Source organism: Sciscionella sediminilitoris, from assembly GCF_000737195.2.
Lineage (GTDB): Bacteria > Actinomycetota > Actinomycetes > Mycobacteriales > Pseudonocardiaceae > Sciscionella > Sciscionella sediminilitoris.
On the sequence record NZ_JALM01000067.1, the window covers coordinates 45,859 to 62,224 of the forward strand.

Below are 16,366 nucleotides of genomic sequence, written 5' to 3' on the forward strand. Positions count from 1 at the left end.
ATCTCCTTTGATCCCTATGCGCTGCGCCGAATTCTCCCGGCGTAACGCGCTTCGAGTGTCTTGTTGTGCTCGTCCCCATCCGGAATGTTCGCCGAGCGGTACACCGGGGCGGGCTCATCGCCGAGCTCGAAGGCGCGTACCACTTCCGCGATCGTCAGCTGCACGAGCAACGCCCCGGACATCGAGGAAATGGCACACACCGAACCACCGTCGGCCATGCGCAGAATCGCATCGCCGTACGGCGCCCCGTTGTCGAGTACGATGTCGGCGTAATCCCCCAGTTTGTTACCGCTCGGATGCCGAGACGGTACTCCCTCGGAATGCGCCCGCGAATTCACCGCGATCAGCGCGTGCCCGTTGTCCTTGACCAGCTTGGCCATTTCCACGATGCAGCCGTTGACCCCGGAATTCGAGGCGATCACGAAAAGATCATCCGGGTGCGGATCGGTGAGCGTGTACAACCGGTGCGCCACTTCCGGATCACGTTCGAGTTTCGCGTCGAACAGCACCTGCGCCGGTTCGCCGCCGAGCACCACCAGATCCCGCAGCGCCACCTTGTTCGTCGGCACCAGACCCCCGGCACGACCGGCGATCTCCATGGCCAGCCCCTCGGAATGCCCGGTACCGAAGGCCTGCACGATTCCCCCGGAACGCAGGGCATGGGTGATCATCGTGGCCGCCTCGGCGACCGCGCCGGCGTTCCGCTCGGCCACCTGGTCGAGCAATTCCCGCGCACGGGTGAGAAATACGCCCGCACCGACCTCGCTTGCCCCTGCCGGTTGTCCCATGGGCCGACCTCCTGTTGACGCCCCGTAATCGCAAATCCGGATGTGGTGAAGAATTTTTCGCCACGACCGGACCGCTCGACGCGTCGTGTTAGGGATTGCTGGATACTGTGGAACTCCGGTGCCCGAATGTCAATAGGCCATACGGTCCGGGGTTCAGCGCTCGTTCACCGCCCGTTCGTCCTATTGACGCCGAGTGGGTACTGCGCATAATTTTTCTCTCCTCACCGTTCGCCACATCACGCGGAGTGCACGTGGCACCACTTTCCAGCAACGAGCCGGGCGTCAGCGAACGACTGCGCGCGATCCTTCCCGCCCTCCCCGAAGTGCAGCGCGGGATAGCCGAACTCGTCCTCGAGGATCCGGCGGCCGCCTCGCGATTGACGATCGTGGAACTCGCCGATGCGTGCGCGGTCTCCACCGGGAGCATCACCCGGCTGTGCCGGGCACTCGGCCTTTCCGGATATTCCGAACTGCGTCTCGGACTCGCCTCGGACAGTGGGCGCTCGTATCAGGATTCGCTTGCGGCAACGATCGGCACCGATGTCAGCGCCGAAGACGATCTCGCGCAGATCGCCACGGTCGTCTCGGCGAATGTGGGGCACGCCGTCACGGAATCGGTTACCAAACTCAACCTCACCGATATCGACACGGCGGCGGGCCGGCTCACTTCCGCGCGCCGGGTGCAGATTTTCGGTACCGGTGGTTCCGGGGTCATGGCCAATGATTTCCAGCAACGCGCCTACCGGATCGGGGTGCCCTGCTGGACGTGGAGCGACACCCATCTCGCCCTCTCCGCGGCCGCACTGCTCGGCAACCGCGATGTGCTGCTGGCGATTTCGCACAGCGGCCGCACCCGTGACGTGTACGACGTGCTCACCGAGGCGGAGGACAAGGGCGCGTTCACCATCGCCGTCACCGATGACGCACAGTCCCCGATCGGTTCACAGGCCCGCCTCGTGCTCACCTCCAGCGTCGGGGATCTCGGCTATCACACCGAAGCCATCGCCGCACGGCATGCCCAGCTTGTCGTGCTCGACGTGCTCTACGTTGCGGTGGCCCAGCGAACCCAGCAGCAGACCCGCGCGGCGATAACGGCGACCGCAGCCGCGGTGAGTGGATACAAACGGCCCGGAAGATTGAGGTGATCGCATGCAGGCCCGGTCGAAGCAGTCCCCGGCACGGCGCACGCTCACGCGGTTGGGCATCACCGCGCTCGCCGTCATCCTCGCGACACTCGGGTTCACCGCACCGGCCGATGCCGCGGCGAATTCCGGGCCCGCCGTTTGGACCAAGGATTCCGCCGACCGGGTGTTCTCTTCCTCCCCCGAACCGGAGAACCCGACACGTTCGGTATCACTGGACGCGGCGCGCGGCGAGCAGGAGGCCGCACAGATCGCGGTGCGCGCCCCGGTCTACCGGGACCTGAATTTCGTGCACGTGACCACCGGCCTGCTCGCCGGGAGCCGGGGCATCATCCCGCCCTCGGCCGTGCAGCTGCGCAAGGAATACAACCACCCGCACATCCAGAAAGTCGGCGGCGACATCCAGCAGCCACCCGATGGCGGGAATTCCTATTACGACGCGCTCGTCGACAACGATCCCGGGCGGGTCGCCGCGAATTTCACCCAGCCGTACTACTTCAGCGTCCGGGTTCCGGAGGACCAGCCACCCGGGGTGTACCGCGGCCAGATCATCGTGCTCACCGAGGCGGGTGCACGCGTCGTTCCGGTCTCGCTGCGCGTCTACGACGTGACCCTGCCACCGGCGAACGAGCAGCACTTCCAGATGAACAACTGGTTCACCTCGGCGGGCTGGGACTACAAGGGAACCATCGAGGCGATCCCGCTGCAGTACGGGGTACGGATGTACGACCCGCGCTGGTGGCAGGTGATCCGGAACATCGCGCGGAACATGGCCGAGCACCGGAACAACGTCATCTACGCCGATTTCCAGGCACTGCTCATTCCGGCGACCACGATCGACGACAACGGTATCTATCATTTCGACTGGTCGGTGTTCGACCGGTTCGTGCAGACCTTCATCGACGCGGGCGCACTGGAATACATCTACACGCCGACCCTGCTCGAACCCAATTCCACGGGCGGCTCCGACATGGAAATGCTCAAGAAGGTCGACGGTAAGACCAAACGGGTCCTCGTTCCGCCGGACAGCCAGGAATCGAACACCTACCTGGACATGCTGTTCCCCGCGTTGCGCGCGCACCTGGACGAGAAAGGCTGGACGAAGCGGTTCATCATGAGCGCCGTCGACGAGCCGTCCCAGCCGGGCCAGGTCACCGCAGCGAACTGGTTCTACCAGAAATACCGCAACTATTTCCCGGACGGGAACTACAGCACGAACGAGGCACACAATCACCAGATGCCGGACATCGATCCCAACCTGACCACGGTCACCCCGGTCATCAATCTCTACGAGCGCAACATCGCCTACTACCAGGATCTGCGCATTTCCGGGACGAAACTGTGGCTGTACACCGCGATCGGCCCGCAGGGCGACGAGATGAACCGATTCATCTCCTATCACCTGGACAAGACCCGGCTCATCCCCTGGCTCATCTGGAAGGTCGGCGGGATCGGTTATCTGCACTGGGGCTGGAACTACTGGTACCAGTCACAGAATCCGCCGTGGGTGAAGATCAATACCTTCGACGCGCCGCAGACCGGGGACAACTATCTGGTCCGCCCGGATGTGAAACGACTCGGCATCTACGACAGCCTGCGCAGCGAAACCCAGCTCGACGGGGTGGAGGACTACGAACTGCTCACCAAGCTCGCCGAGAACAGCCCGCTGACCGCACGCGCCATCAGCCAGCGGGTGATCGACAGCATCACCAGCTACATCCGCGACGGCAACCGCGTGGTGGACGCGCACAAGGCACTGCTCGAAGCCCTCGACAAGGGACAGGGCGATGCGCGCGAACCGTTCCAGGATTCCTTCACCGGTGGGGACGCGGCATGGACGCACACCGTGGGGAACTGGTCCGCGGCGAACGGCCAGTACACCCAGAGCGATCCGGGCGCGCCCGATGCCGTCTCCGCCGTACGCGACCGTGCCTGGGGCGATGCGGAGGTGAACACCACCCTGGCGCTCGGTTCCGGCGGATACACCAGCTGGGCCGGGGTGATCCTGCGCAACTCCAATGCCGCCGAGGTCGACACCGGCTATCTGGTCGGCGTGCACCCGGACGGTGAACTGTTCATCGAGCGCACCGGGAAAACCGTGGCCAGCACACGTATTCCGGATTACCGCCCGGGAACGAAGCTGCCGCTGCGCATCACCATCCGGGGCACCGAGATCGCCGTGCACCTCGGCGGGAAGCCGTTACTGCGGTACAGCGATCCGCAGAACGGCTTCGCCGACGGGCAGATCGGGCTCGCCACGAACGGCACGACGGCCACCTTCGGCCCGGTGCGCATCGATCCGCGTCCCGGAGCTCAGAATACGTCCGAGTAGTCCTTGGTGCTCCAGCGATCGGGGCGGATGGTGAACAGCACCGCCTCGTCACTGTTCGCGTTCTCGGCGAAGGCGCGACCACCTTCGGGGCCGATGTAGCGCACCGCGATCCGCTCACGCACCTCGAACGGGGAGGGAGTGACGGCCTCGGTGACGGTGCCCTCCACGATCACGTACTGGTACGGCAGTGTGCCGCTCTGGATGGTCAGCGTCACCGCGCCCGCCTGCTCGATGAGCCGCGCCTTGCGGGTCGTGACGCCGGTGTTGATCAGGAAGTCACCGCCGGAGGTGTACTCGTACCAGATCGGGAAGGCCATCGGCGGGCGTCCGTCCTCCGCGGCGACCGAGACCACGGCGATGTGGTCACCGGCCAGGAATTCGGCCCGTTCGGCTTCGGTGAACGATTTCGGCATGGTGGAAGCTCCTCTCTACGCCGCGACCAGTTGCAGCGGGTTCATGTAATCGCGAATGTGCGTCACTTCGCCATCACGACGGGTGATGATGAAGACGTAGTCGATGTCCCGTGGCGCATCGTCGGGGATCGAGTGGTGGTGACCGGTGAATTCCACGATCGTCTCGTCCTCGGCCTGCCGCACCCGGATGTCGGTGAACGGGCCGAAGCGGAGCAGACCGGGAAGCCCGCGCATATAGTCCGCGATCGCCGCGCGCCCCTCCAGGCGGCGGGGAGCCCCCTCGGGGGCGAACGGGAACTCGTGCACCGCGTCGGGGGCGTACATCTCCAGGTAGCCGTCCACATCCCCGGACTTGAGCGCATCGAGGCTGCGCGACAGCCAGTCGGGCAGCGTGGAAGTTGGTGCCATGCGATCCTCCGATGTATTTTCGGACTGTGAGTCCACACCAGCCTAGCAGACTTCCGGACCAGCAGTCCGAAACATCTGCGCGCCGTGGCCGCCCGCCGGTTCCCCGCGCGCGGGTACTCGCCGCGGCCGGGGAACTCTTCGCCGCGGCCGACACCCCGCACGCCATCTCGATGGACACCATCGCCGCCGCTGCCGGGGTCGGAAAAGGAACCCTGTTCCGGGCCTTCGGCAACCGCGACGGGCTGCTCGACGCCCTGTGGAACGCCAAACTCACCGCACTGCGCGAGGCCGTGGAACACGGCGAACCGCCACTGGGCCCCGCGACCCCGTCCTGCGAGCGGATCCTCGCCTTCCTCGACGCGGTGCTCACCGTCAAACTCGAGAACCGCCACCTCATCAGCGCGCGGGAAACCGCATCCGCCGGGATCCGGCAGTCCGACCACTACCGGTGGATGCACGCCCTGCTGCGGGAGCTGATCGAGGACGCCGTCCCCACGGTGCCCGACGCCGGATATACCGCGCACGCCCTGCTCTCCGCGATGTACATGGACCTCATCGAGGAACTGCTCGCCAGCGGCCGCTCCGCGCAGGACATCCGCGCCGCGCAGTCCGCGTACGTCAAGGCAGTCGTGGACGACGTCCGGCCACACTAGGCTCGGTCCGGTGACCGAGTGGACGAACGAAGCGGCGATCCGGCGGTGGGACTCCGCGAACACGCGCCGGTACATGGCAGCCACCGCGGAGGACGGTGACTTCGCCAAGCGGCACCTGGTGAACCCGGTATTGCTACGGCTGCTGGGGGATGTGTCCGGCAGCCGGATACTGGACGCGGGCTGCGGAAACGGGTATTTCAGCCGGATGCTCGCCGACCGGGGTGCGCAGGTGGTGGGCATCGAACCCGCGGACAGCCTGTTCGCGTTCGCGCGGGACACGGAAACCGAACGAGGCCAGGGCATCGAGTACGTGCGGGCGGAACTGGCGCGGCTACCGGAGCTCGGCGCTCCCTTCGACGCCGTGGTGTGCAGCATGGTGCTGATGGCGATCCCCGAATGGCGGCCCGCGATGCGCGCCTGCGTGGCAGCCCTGCGCCCGGGCGGTCAGTTCGTGTTCGCCATCGTTCATCCGGCATTCGAAGGGCTCTGGGGCAGTTGGCGGGAGCACGGTGAGTACCGCATGCGGCGGTATCTGGCGGAATACGAGATCACCGGGCAGCACGCGCCCGATTTCCATCGCCCGGTTTCGGCGTATCTCAACGAATTGGCCGCGCTCGGCTGCCGACTGCACGAGGTCGCCGAGCCCGGACTGGATCCCGCGGTCGCCGCCGAATCCGGTGTTCCCGGCATCGAGAGCTATGTGCACCTGCCGAATTTTCTCCTCGTGTCGGCGTATGCGAACGGTTAGCTCGCACGCGCGGCGAGCCGTTCCTTCGCCAGGGCGGGCGTGGTCGTCTCGGCGCGCAGCGGTGGATCTCCCCAGAGCGCCCAGTTCCAGATGGGGCCAACGGAAGGGGCGAGGTATTTGGCCGCGCGCAGTCGCGCCCGCCTGGGGGTGAGGGCACGCACCAGCGCTTTGGCGGGCAGGCGCACCGCGAGATCGAGCGCCCTCGGCTGATCGAATCCGCCGAGTTCGCGCATCCACCGCGGAATGGTGGCGATGGTCGCGACCGAGATCGATTTACCGGCGGGCCACAGTATTCCCTTGGTGAACTCCGGATTGAGGAACCGGTCGATGAGATCGTTCGCCTCGGCGGAGAGGTGCAGCTTGTCCCGGACCGATTCGTAGTACCGGTGCAGTTCCTCGCGGTTGCGCGGAACCCGCTCGGGATCGCAGGTCTGCAACTCGGCGGCGACCGCACAGTCGGCCCAGTACCGCTGTTCCTCTTCCGGGCCGAGCTTTCCCGGACCGTATTTCTCGTAGCAGAGCAGCACGGAATGCCAGCCGGTGATGTGGATCCAGAGCTGGCTTTCCGGATTGTTGGCGTTGAACCGTTTTCCGCTGTGCGGTTCGACGCCGACGGCCTCGGCGTGTACGCCCATCAGTTGCCGGGAGGCCTCGATCGCGGACCTGCTGTCCCCGATGGCCACGATGGTGAAGTACGCGAGGGTGCCGTCCATCCGCCCGAGCGGGTCCTCGCGCACCCCGTTCTGCTGGTCGACCGCCGCCGCGAGAAAGGGATCGAAGGTCTCCACCACGATGGAGCGCTGGAAGGCGATCAGCGCGGTCGGGCTGGTCCACACCTTCCAGGTCGGCGAATCGGGCCCGAAGAAGCCCAGATCCTCGCGGGGACGGTCCTGCCAGAAGGTGTGCCTGGTGTAGCCACTCATGGCCGCACCTCGCCGACGCTCGGTCCGGCCACTCGCCGGGACTGCTGTGTTGTCGATTCGCTCGCAAGCTCGCTCATGAATCCTCCTCGGGTTGGAACGCGCGATAGGCCATCCGGCCGACCAACGCGCCGAGCTCCTCGGCCGACCACTCCCCTTCGCCGTGCACCAGGCTGCGCACGGCGCCCTCACCCATCGACATGAACTGCTCGACCAGCACCGGAAGGACGCGGTCCCCGGTTTCCCCGCGTGCGATGCCGAACAATTCCGCCGCACGGCTCGCGACCAGTGTGCGCGCCCGCGCGAACCGTTGTGCCACAAGGGGATCGGCGGCAGCCGCGAACACCAGCCGCCACGAATCCCGATGCTCGGCGACCGTGGCCAGCAGCGCGGTGAACCCGGTGACGAACACCCGCTCCGGCTCCCCGGACACATCCTGTTCCAGCGCCTCGAGCACGCCGTCGAGCAGCGCGCGCTCCTCCCGTTCGAGCAGCGCGGCCAGCAGTTCCTCGCGAGTAGCGAAACAGGCGTACACCACGGGACGGGTGATCGCGAGCCGCTCGGCGACCGCGGCGATCGACACCGCGGCGAGCCCTTGCTCCACGGCTATCGCCAGCGCCGCATCGAGCACCGCGGGCCTGCGCCGTTCCGGTCCCAGATGCGCGGCCCTGCGCCGCTCCGCCGCTACCGCCATACTATTCCTACGGTCATGTAGGAAAACCCTACAGACCTGAAGGAACCATGGTCAAGGGGCCGCCCTGGTCCGCCCATGGCGGGGAGCGCCGGACAGGATTCAACGCTCCAGGAAGAAAGCCGTCACTGAATGTCTTCGGGAAGCAGTGGACGCATGAAAGTGCGCTCGTAGCGCACGACGCAGCCCGACTCGTCCCGGATCCGGTCCGCCGCAAGGAATTCGGGATCTTCGCCGAACCGGGAGCGGTAGACCTCGTAGTCGGCGAGGCTCGGGAAACTGAACAGGGCGAGCGCGGCATCGCTGGCGCCTTCGGCGGGCAGGAAGTACCCGTGATGGGTCCCGCCGTGCTTCCCCACCAGCTCGATCCAGCGGCGCGCGAATTCCTCGAAGGCTTCGGTTTTCGACGGGTCGATGACGTAGTGCACGACGCAAGTGATCATGACCGGCAGTGTACAAACCGGAACCCGGGACAGCTCACGCCTTGAACAGGTAAGCCGCACGCTCCTCGTCGAGCACTTCGGTGACCATGGCGCGCATCCCCGGATGCGCGGCCAGTTGCGGATCCTCGGCCACGATCGAATCGGCGTAGGTGCGCGCGACCGAGATGATCTCCTCGTCGCGCAGCAGGGAGAGCATCTTGAGCGCGGAACGGGTCCCGGACTGGCTCGCGCCGAGGATGTCGCCCTCGCGGCGCAGTTGCAGGTCGAGTTTGGCGAGTTCGAATCCGTCGGTGGTGGACGCGACGGCATCGAGTCGTTCGCGGGAAAGGGATCCGCTGGGTGATTCGGTGACGAGCAGGCAGAGCCCGGCCGCGGAACCACGGCCGACGCGGCCGCGCAACTGGTGCAGCTGGCTGATGCCGAACCGTTCGGCGTCCATGATCACCATGACGGTGGAGTTGGGCACGTCCACACCGACCTCGATCACCGTGGTCGCGATGAGCACATCGAGTTCCCCGGCGGCGAAGGCACGCATGCACGCGTCCTTCTCGTCCGCGGGCAACTGTCCGTGCAGCACGCCGACCCGCAGTTCGCGCAGCGCCCCTTCGACGAGCATCGGGGCGAGTTCGAGCACGGCGATGGGTTTGCGCTGCCCGTTGTCGTTCTCCGCTGGCGGTTGCTCGTCCTCGGCGGCTGCGTCGTCCTCCCCGATGCGCGGGCACACCACATAGGCCTGGTGCCCGGCAGCGACTTCCTCGGTGACCCGCTGCCATGCGCGCTCGAGCCAGGCGGGTTTCTCCGCGACCGGAACCACATTGGTGCCGATCGGGGACCGTCCGCGCGGCAGCTGGCGCAGCGAGGACACCGCGAGGTCGCCGTAGACGGTCATCGCGACGGTGCGCGGGATCGGCGTCGCGGTCATCACGAGCACGTGCGGGGTGGAATCGCCGGATCCCCTTCCGCGCAAGGCATCCCGCTGTTCCACGCCGAACCGGTGCTGCTCGTCGACCACCACGAGCCCGAGCGCGGCGAAGGAAACGGTCTCCTGGATGATGGCGTGCGTACCCACCACGATCCCGGATTCCCCGCTGACCACTTCGAGCAGCGCCTTCTTCCGCGCGCTCGCCGTCATCGATCCGGTGAGCAGGGTGACCCGGGTGGCGTTGTCCGCGCTGCCGAGTTCACCGGCATTGCCCAGTTCGCCGAGCATCTCCCGAAGCGAGCGCGCGTGCTGCGCGGCGAGCACCTCGGTCGGGGCGAGCAGCGCGGCCTGCTTGCCCGCGTCCACCACCCGCAACATCGCGCGCAGGGCCACGATGGTCTTCCCGGAGCCGACCTCGCCCTGCAGCAGCCGGTTCATCGGATGCGCGCCCGCCAGTTCGGCCTCGATCGTCTCGCCGACCTCGCGCTGGCCCTCGGTGAGTTCGAACGGGAGCTGCTTGTCGAAAGCGGCGGCGATCCCATCGGGTTTGGGCGGGCATTCCGGGGCCGGATGCCCGGCGGCCTCGGTCCTGCCGAGCGAAAGGGCCAGCTGGACCGAAAGCGCCTCGTCCCATTTCAACCGGTCCTTGGCGGCCTCGACCTCATGCTCGCTCGTCGGCCGGTGGATCGCCCGGATCGCGGTGTCCAGCTCCATGAGGCTCAGTTCCTCGCGCAGGCCACCGGCGAGCGGATCGGGCACCGTCTCCATCGTGTCCAGCACCTGGCCGACACTGGCCGCGATGCTCCACGACTGCAGGGTGGTGGCGGCGGGATAGACCGGGATCAGCTCACTGGTGAACTCCTGCGCGTCGACCTCTTCGTCGTCATCGAGCAGCCGGAACTCCGGGTGCGCCAGCTGCAGGGAGCCGCGGTACACGGTGACCTTGCCCGCGAACAGCCCCTGCACTCCCGGTGCGAGCCGGTTCAGCCCCTTGACCCGCTTGGTGAAGAACACGCAGGACAGCTGCGCCGCCCCATCGGTGATGTGCACCGTGGTCATGGTCCCGCTGCGGTTGCGCATCCGCCGCTGGTCGACCTTGACCACCTTGGCCATCACCGTGACGTGTTCCCCGGTCTCCAGCCCGCGGATCGCGGTGAGTTCCCCGCGGCGGGCGTACCGGAACGGGTAGTGCCGCAGCAGTTCGCCGACCGTCCGGATGTCCAGCGCGTTTTCCAGCGCGTCCGCGCTTTTCTTGCCCAGCAAGGGAAGCAGCCGCTGATCGTCCCGCATGATTCACTCCACCCCGAGTACGAGTACCGCGTCGAATTGGTCTCCGGTGTACACGGTCAGGTCCACCTCCGGATGCTGGGCACGCACCCGGGCGCGCAGGCCCGGACCGAGTGTCTCGCTCGCCTGCGCCCCGAGCAGCGCGGTGACCAGTTCACCGCCGTTGCCGAGCATGCGGGTGAGCAGTTCCCCCGCCGCCTCGGTGACCAGGCCCTCGGTGTCCTGCACGACCGGGTGCCTGATGAACACCACCTCGCCGTCCACCATGCCGAGCACATCCCCGGGGACACAGTGTCCCGCCCAGGTCAGCGCCTCCTGCTCGGCGAACACGAGCGCACCACGCCGGGTCGCGGCCGCGGCCTCGGCCATCGCGACCACATCGTCCTCCGCGCGCCGCTGTGGATCGTGCACCGCGAGCGCGGCGAGCCCCTGCACCGGGGACATGGTGGGGATCACGGTCACCGACTGACCGGCGTGCCGCGCGGCCTGGGCCCCCGCCTCGATCAGTTCGGCGAGTTCGGGCTCGTTGCTCAGCACGGTGACCGTGGCCGCGCGGGTACCGGTGAGCACGGCGAGTACCTCGGAGACGCCCGGCTCGGCACCGGGTTCGAGCACGAGCACCGCAGCCCCCTCCGCGCGGAACAGCTGGGCGACCCCGGGCCCGCGGGCGATGGTGACCAGTGCGCGTTCCTGAGCGAACCGGCTGGGCACCGCGACCTGATCGGCGAACCGCGCCACGGTGATCCGGTACGGGCGCCCGGCCTCGATCCCCGCCTCGATGGCCGCGCCGACGTCATTGCAGTGCACGTGCACCGTGCTGGTACCCGCCCCGTCCCCGGCGATCGAGACACAGTCCCCGATCGAGCCCAGTGTCGTGCCGAGCGCCTCGGTCGGTTCCTCGGTGTCCAGCAGGTACATCACCTCGTACTGGAACTCGCTCGCCCCCGATTCGCGCACGGTCAGCAGCGCGTCCGCCTGCCGGGCGAGTACCCCGGCGCGACCGGGCCCTGGCGGTGGCAACTCGATCGCGCCCGCCCCGGCCACGGTGTTGTGCAGCTCGGTGAGCAGCACGAGCAGCCCGTGCGCCCCCGCGTCGACCACCCCGGCCGCGGTGAGCGCGCCCAGCTGGGTGCGGGTCCGCTCCAATGCCTCGCTGCCCACGGCCACGACCGATTCGGTCAGCTCGGCGGGCTCGGTACCGTGCGCGCGCTTGGCGACCTCGGCGAGCACGGTCAGCATGGTGCCGTCGGCGGGCTCGCTGACCGCGTCGAAGGCCAGGGTCCGCGCGTGGTGCAGTGCGGCGCGCAGCTGCCCGGTTCCGAGCGGTGCACCCGGCTCGGCCGCATCCGCGAAACCGCGCAGGACCTGCGACAACAGCACCCCGGAGTTGCCCCGGGCACCCGCGAGCGCCCCACTGGCCACGGCCCGCAGCGCGGCGGCCGCATCGGGGGCCTCGGTGCGCAGCAGGGCGTCGAACCCCGCGCGCAGGGTGTGCGCCAGATTGGTCCCGGTGTCCGCATCGGCGACCGGGTACACATTGATAGCGTCGATGGCAGCCCGATGCCGTTCGAGCGTGCGGACACCAGCCGAGATCCACGCCCGCACGTCACCCGCTCCCAGACCCGCGCAAGCCATGCGCGCAGGCTACCCAGTCAGGCACGCGGGCGCCCCCTTCGCGGTACCCGTGTCAAGCCCCCGATCGCCGTACCGTTATGCTTGTCCGGAACTGATGCGTTCTCAAGGACCAATCCTCAAGCGATAGGGGTGTTCGACGTGGCTTCCGTTTGCGACGTCTGTGGCAAGAAGCCGGGCTTCGGCAACTCGGTCTCGCACTCACACCGCACGACACGTCGCCGCTGGAACCCCAACATCCAGACGGTGCACGCGAAGGTCGGCGTTTCCGCGCGCAAGCGGATGAACGTCTGCACCTCGTGCATCAAGGCGGGCAAGGTCGTCCGCGGCTGAGCGCCAGAGACTTTCCGGAACCCCCGTTCGCCCAGCTGGGCAACGGGGGTTTTTCGTGCGCTTGACCTGGACCGCGCTCCAGCACCTAGCGTCACCGGCATGCAACTTGGCACACACATCTGGTCGTTCACCGGCTTCGAGAACACCCAGGGCGGCATCGGCGGCGAGCTCGCCAGGGCGGGCGCGGCGGCCGAGCGCGCGGGCCTCACCCACCTGAGCGTGATGGATCACTTCTTCCAGCTCGAACACCTGCAGCCCGCCGAGACACCGATGCTGGAGGGCTACACCGCGCTCGGCCACCTGGCGGCGCACACCTCCACCGTGCGGCTGGGCATGCTGGTCGGCGGGGTCACCTATCGGCATCCCGGACTGCTGATCAAGACGGTGACCACGCTCGACGTGCTCTCCGGCGGCCGCGCCTGGTTCGGTATCGGGGCCGGTTGGTACGAGCGCGAACACCGCGGCCTCGGCGTCCACTTCCCGCCGACCGCGGAACGGTTCGAACGGCTGGAGGAGACGCTGCGGATCAGCCAGGCGATGTGGGATCCGGCGAGCACCGCGCCGTTCGAGGGCAAGCATTTCCAGCTCGCCGAGACCCTGTGTTCGCCCGCGCCGATCAGCAGCCCGCGGCCACCGGTCATGATCGGTGGCGAGGGCGAACGCAAAACCCTGCGGTTCGTCGCGAAGTACGCGGACATGACCAATATGGGCACCCATTCCGACCTGGACGGGATCCGGCACAAGCTGGAGGTGCTGCGCAAGCACTGCGCGGACGTCGGGCGCGATTTCGGCTCCATCCAGAAGACCGTGTTGTACAACAAGGCCCGGCTCGGCGAGGACGATGTGGACGGATTCGTGGACCTGATGTCCGGCTACGCCGAGGCGGGGATCGACACCGTGTTCCTCATGCCGCCCGCGAACCGGCCCGCGAGCGAATGGATCGACGCGGTGGCCGCCCCGCTCGTACCCCGGCTGGCAGCGCTGTAGGTCTTGCCCTGGAGCGCACTCCAGGATCTACGGTCGGGAGTATGCGACTAGGCACACATATTTGGTCATTCACCGGATCCGAGACCGCGGACGGAGGCACCGCCGGGGAGCTCGCCCGGGTCGGCACGATCGCCGAACAGGCCGGGATCGCCGATGTCAGCGTGATGGACCATTTCTTCCAGATGGACCGGGTCCGTCCCGCCGAGGAACCGATGCTCGAGGGGTACAGCGCGCTGAGCTTCCTCGCCGGGCACACCTCCTCGGTACGGCTCGGTCTGCTGGTCGGCGGGGTCACCTACCGGTACCCAGGGCTGCTCGCCAAGACCGTGACCACCCTGGATGTGCTCTCCGGTGGCCGCGCCTGGTTCGGCATCGGGGCCGGTTGGTACGAGCGCGAGCATCAGGGGCTCGGGGTACCGTTCCCGCCGACCGCCGAGCGATTCGAACGGCTGGAGGAGACGCTGCGGGTCTGCCAGGCGATGTGGGACCCGGCGAGCACCGCACCGTTCGAGGGCAAGCATTTCCAGCTCGCCGAGACCCTGTGTTCGCCCGCGCCGATCAGCGATCCGCATCCACCGGTGCTCATCGGCGGTGGCGGCGAGCGCAAGACGCTGCGGTTGGTCGCGCAGTACGCGGACGCGTGCAACCTCGGCACCGATGCCGGCTCGGTCGACGAGATCGCGCACAAGCTCGAGGTGCTGCGCAACCACTGTGCCGATGTCGGCCGGGACTACGCGCAGATCCACAAGACGATGCTCTACACCGGCGGCGAACTGCATGCCGGTGACCAGGACGGGTTCGTCGAGGCGATGGCGGGCTACGCCGAGATCGGTATCCAGACGGTGTTCGTCATGCCGCCCGGGGACCGGCCCTCGGAGTGGATCGAGCAGAACTGTGCCCCGGTGGTGCCGAGGCTGGCCGCGCTCTAACTGACCGATTCGAGCGTGGCGAACAGTTCGCGCTCGCGCGGTGCCCGCCGCTTCTCCAGGCCGTACGGTTCCAGGTGAGCGGCGAGCACCCCGTCGAAGGCACGGCGCACCGATTCGCTGTCCCAGATCTCGCGTTCGAGTACCGGCTGCTTCATGTACGGCTGGCCGATGATGTGCAGCTGGTTTCCGTTGCAGCGCACCATCTGCCCGGTGATCCCGTCCGCCTCGTCGGAGAGCAGGTACAGCACGACGGGCGCGATCTTGGCCGGGGTGCGCGAGGGCGGCGCGCCGCGCAGCGCCCGCTCGGAGTTCCACACCATGCGGGTGTGCGCGACCGGGCAGACCGCGTTCACCCGGACCCCGATCTCCTCGCAGTCCAGTGCCCAGGAGTAGGTCAGCGAGGCGAGCGCGCCCTTGGAGGCCGCGTAGGTGGCGAGATTGCGCTGCCCGAAGGAGGCGGCCGAGGAGATGTTCACGATCGAACCACCGCAGCCCGCTTCGGCCATCGCACGCAGCGCCGCGGTCCCGGTGTACATCGAACCGAGCACGTTCACCGAGATGAGTTCACGGATCCGGTCCGGCTCATCGCGCCAGGACGGGGTGTCGTAGTTCAGCCCGGCGTTGTTGACCAGCCCGTCGATCCGGCCGAATTCCTGGACGCAGCGCTCCACGATGGCCGCGGCCTGGTCCGGATCGGCGATGTCCCCCGCGCTGACCACGGCGGTCCCGCCATAGGTGTTGATGGTGTCCGCGACCTGTTTGGCGAGCCCCTCTTCGATGTCGTTGACCACGACCAGTGCACCAGCCTGCGCGGCATGTGTGGCGAACGCCTCGCCAAGCCCGCGACCCGCTCCGGTCACGGCGACGGCCTTGCCCTCCAGCATCCCGTTCATCTCTGCCTCCAGCACCTGGCGACGCCGCCCAGCATCGCCCTGACACCCACTTTGGTCGGTGTGGCGGCGGTAAAGCGGCGGTCCGCGCTGAAGGGCGCGCGCAGTGCGGTGAATGACCTAGGGTTAACAGCTCGACCGATCTGCGCGAGTGAAGATAGCGCTATTACGGCAGTCGCCAGTCGACCTCGGGTGCCCCGGCCTCGGCCAGCGCGGCGTTCGCCCGGGAGAACGGCCGCGAACCGAAGAAACCACTCGAAGCGGACAACGGGCTCGGATGCGGGGACTCGATGCAGGTCACACCGTCGAGCCAGGGTTTGAGATTGCGCGCGTTGCGGCCCCACAGGATCGCCACGAGCGGGGTACCGCGCGCGGCCAGCGCCTTGATCGCGTGCTCGGTGATCTCCTCCCAGCCCTTGCCCTGGTGCGAGTTGGGGCTGCGCGGGGCCACGGTGAGTGCCCTGTTCAGCAGGAGCACCCCGGTGTCGGCCCACGGCGAGAGGTCACCGTTGGACGGTGCCGGGTAACCGAGGTCCTCCGTGTACTCCTTGTAGATGTTGATCAGGCTCTTCGGCAGCGGGCGCACATCCGGGGCGACCGAGAAACTCAGCCCGACCGCGTGTCCCGGCGTCGGGTACGGGTCCTGGCCCACGATCAGCACCCGCACCTGGTCGAAGGGCTGAGTGAAGGCGCGCAGCACATGCTTGCCCGCCGGCAGATAGGTGCGGCCCTCGGCGATCTCGGTGCGCAGGAACTCGCCCATCTTCGCGATCTGGTCGGCGACCGGTTCGAGCGCTTCGGCCCAGCCCGGATCGAGAATGTCTTTCAGTGGTGCTGCCGCCATGACC

The 16,366-nt window shown here is 67.6% G+C and carries 17 protein-coding genes; 7 read left to right on the forward strand and 10 right to left on the reverse strand.

All coding sequences use genetic code 11. The features are described 5' to 3' along the window. Nucleotides 1-14: 14 nt before the first annotated feature. Nucleotides 15-788, reverse strand: a complete 774-nt coding sequence (locus AD72_RS23900; protein WP_031468806.1) for a sugar isomerase domain-containing protein — start codon at nt 786-788, stop codon at nt 15-17. A 251-nt stretch (nt 789-1,039) separates the two neighbouring features. Between AD72_RS23900 and AD72_RS23905 the strand changes: the two genes are divergently transcribed. Then, nucleotides 1,040-1,933: a MurR/RpiR family transcriptional regulator gene (locus AD72_RS23905; protein WP_051898941.1), complete on the forward strand. Its 894-nt coding sequence runs from the start codon at nt 1,040-1,042 to the stop codon at nt 1,931-1,933. A gap of 4 nt (nt 1,934-1,937) precedes the next feature. Next, a complete protein-coding gene (locus AD72_RS23910) occupies nt 1,938-4,262 on the forward strand; it encodes a DUF4091 domain-containing protein (protein WP_031468808.1) in 2,325 nt (774 codons plus the stop codon). On the opposite strand, the gene AD72_RS23915 is transcribed toward AD72_RS23910, so the two are convergent. Further along, nucleotides 4,244-4,675, reverse strand: coding sequence for a pyridoxamine 5'-phosphate oxidase family protein (locus AD72_RS23915; protein ID WP_031468809.1), 432 nt, complete (start codon nt 4,673-4,675; stop codon nt 4,244-4,246). The two genes, AD72_RS23910 and AD72_RS23915, sit on opposite strands and share 19 nt — an antisense overlap. A gap of 15 nt (nt 4,676-4,690) precedes the next feature. Next, nucleotides 4,691-5,083 carry a nuclear transport factor 2 family protein gene (locus AD72_RS23920; RefSeq protein WP_031468810.1) on the reverse strand — a complete coding sequence of 131 codons (393 nt, stop codon included), beginning with the start codon at nt 5,081-5,083 and terminating at the stop codon, nt 4,691-4,693. 26 nt (nt 5,084-5,109) lie between these two features. On the opposite strand from AD72_RS23920, the gene AD72_RS23925 reads away from it, so the two are divergent. Next, nucleotides 5,110-5,736, forward strand: a complete 627-nt coding sequence (locus tag AD72_RS23925; protein WP_037347157.1) for a TetR/AcrR family transcriptional regulator — start codon at nt 5,110-5,112, stop codon at nt 5,734-5,736. Between the two features lie 10 nt (nt 5,737-5,746). After that, complete coding sequence (locus AD72_RS23930) at nt 5,747-6,484, forward strand: class I SAM-dependent methyltransferase (RefSeq protein WP_031468812.1); 738 nt, start codon at nt 5,747-5,749, stop codon at nt 6,482-6,484. Here AD72_RS23930 and AD72_RS23935 read toward each other — a convergent pair. The 5 genes from AD72_RS23935 to AD72_RS23955 form a co-directional block, all read right to left on the reverse strand. Continuing rightward, nucleotides 6,481-7,407 (reverse strand): oxygenase MpaB family protein, encoded by a 927-nt coding sequence (locus AD72_RS23935; RefSeq protein WP_051898943.1) that lies wholly within the window; start codon nt 7,405-7,407, stop codon nt 6,481-6,483. The genes AD72_RS23930 and AD72_RS23935 overlap by 4 nt on opposite strands. A gap of 73 nt (nt 7,408-7,480) precedes the next feature. Further along, a complete protein-coding gene (locus tag AD72_RS23940) occupies nt 7,481-8,098 on the reverse strand; it encodes a TetR/AcrR family transcriptional regulator (RefSeq protein ID WP_031468814.1) in 618 nt (205 codons plus the stop codon). A 122-nt stretch (nt 8,099-8,220) separates the two neighbouring features. Then, on the reverse strand, nt 8,221-8,538 hold the full coding sequence (locus AD72_RS23945; RefSeq protein WP_031468815.1) for an NIPSNAP family protein: 318 nt from the start codon (nt 8,536-8,538) through the stop codon (nt 8,221-8,223). A gap of 34 nt (nt 8,539-8,572) precedes the next feature. Next, nucleotides 8,573-10,750, reverse strand: a complete 2,178-nt coding sequence (recG, locus tag AD72_RS23950) for an ATP-dependent DNA helicase RecG (protein WP_031468816.1) — start codon at nt 10,748-10,750, stop codon at nt 8,573-8,575. Between the two features lie 3 nt (nt 10,751-10,753). Next, a complete protein-coding gene (locus AD72_RS23955) occupies nt 10,754-12,382 on the reverse strand; it encodes a DAK2 domain-containing protein (RefSeq protein ID WP_031468817.1) in 1,629 nt (542 codons plus the stop codon). A 138-nt stretch (nt 12,383-12,520) separates the two neighbouring features. On the opposite strand from AD72_RS23955, the gene rpmB reads away from it, so the two are divergent. From rpmB to AD72_RS23970, 3 genes are all read left to right on the forward strand, one after another. Continuing rightward, on the forward strand, nt 12,521-12,712 hold the full coding sequence (gene rpmB / locus AD72_RS35910; protein ID WP_026197237.1) for a 50S ribosomal protein L28: 192 nt from the start codon (nt 12,521-12,523) through the stop codon (nt 12,710-12,712). Nucleotides 12,713-12,811: 99 nt separating this feature from the next. Continuing rightward, nucleotides 12,812-13,699, forward strand: coding sequence for an LLM class F420-dependent oxidoreductase (locus tag AD72_RS23965; RefSeq protein ID WP_031468818.1), 888 nt, complete (start codon nt 12,812-12,814; stop codon nt 13,697-13,699). A 41-nt stretch (nt 13,700-13,740) separates the two neighbouring features. Then, nucleotides 13,741-14,628, forward strand: coding sequence for an LLM class F420-dependent oxidoreductase (locus AD72_RS23970; RefSeq protein ID WP_031468819.1), 888 nt, complete (start codon nt 13,741-13,743; stop codon nt 14,626-14,628). On the opposite strand, the gene AD72_RS23975 is transcribed toward AD72_RS23970, so the two are convergent. Both AD72_RS23975 and AD72_RS23980 read right to left on the reverse strand, forming a co-directional pair. After that, nucleotides 14,625-15,521 (reverse strand): SDR family NAD(P)-dependent oxidoreductase, encoded by an 897-nt coding sequence (locus AD72_RS23975; protein ID WP_031468820.1) that lies wholly within the window; start codon nt 15,519-15,521, stop codon nt 14,625-14,627. The genes AD72_RS23970 and AD72_RS23975 overlap by 4 nt on opposite strands. A 163-nt stretch (nt 15,522-15,684) precedes the next feature. Then, nucleotides 15,685-16,362 (reverse strand): uracil-DNA glycosylase, encoded by a 678-nt coding sequence (locus AD72_RS23980; RefSeq protein WP_031468821.1) that lies wholly within the window; start codon nt 16,360-16,362, stop codon nt 15,685-15,687. Nucleotides 16,363-16,366: the final 4 nt, after the last annotated feature.

Bases quoted from the DNA above. Each gene is read 5' to 3' on its own strand.
- AD72_RS23900 (WP_031468806.1), bottom strand. From the start codon at position 788: ATGGGACAACCGGCAGGGGCAAGCGAGGTCGGTGCGGGCGTATTTCTC.
- AD72_RS23910 (WP_031468808.1), top strand. From the start codon at position 1,938: ATGCAGGCCCGGTCGAAGCAGTCCCCGGCACGGCGCACGCTCACGCGG.
- AD72_RS23915 (WP_031468809.1), bottom strand. From the start codon at position 4,675: ATGCCGAAATCGTTCACCGAAGCCGAACGGGCCGAATTCCTGGCCGGT.
- AD72_RS23920 (WP_031468810.1), bottom strand. From the start codon at position 5,083: ATGGCACCAACTTCCACGCTGCCCGACTGGCTGTCGCGCAGCCTCGAT.
- AD72_RS23935 (WP_051898943.1), bottom strand. From the start codon at position 7,407: ATGAGTGGCTACACCAGGCACACCTTCTGGCAGGACCGTCCCCGCGAG.
- AD72_RS23940 (WP_031468814.1), bottom strand. From the start codon at position 8,098: ATGGCGGTAGCGGCGGAGCGGCGCAGGGCCGCGCATCTGGGACCGGAA.
- AD72_RS23945 (WP_031468815.1), bottom strand. From the start codon at position 8,538: ATGATCACTTGCGTCGTGCACTACGTCATCGACCCGTCGAAAACCGAA.
- recG (WP_031468816.1), bottom strand. From the start codon at position 10,750: ATGCGGGACGATCAGCGGCTGCTTCCCTTGCTGGGCAAGAAAAGCGCG.
- AD72_RS23955 (WP_031468817.1), bottom strand. From the start codon at position 12,382: ATGGCTTGCGCGGGTCTGGGAGCGGGTGACGTGCGGGCGTGGATCTCG.
- AD72_RS23965 (WP_031468818.1), top strand. From the start codon at position 12,812: ATGCAACTTGGCACACACATCTGGTCGTTCACCGGCTTCGAGAACACC.
- AD72_RS23970 (WP_031468819.1), top strand. From the start codon at position 13,741: ATGCGACTAGGCACACATATTTGGTCATTCACCGGATCCGAGACCGCG.
- AD72_RS23975 (WP_031468820.1), bottom strand. From the start codon at position 15,521: ATGAACGGGATGCTGGAGGGCAAGGCCGTCGCCGTGACCGGAGCGGGT.
- AD72_RS23980 (WP_031468821.1), bottom strand. From the start codon at position 16,362: ATGGCGGCAGCACCACTGAAAGACATTCTCGATCCGGGCTGGGCCGAA.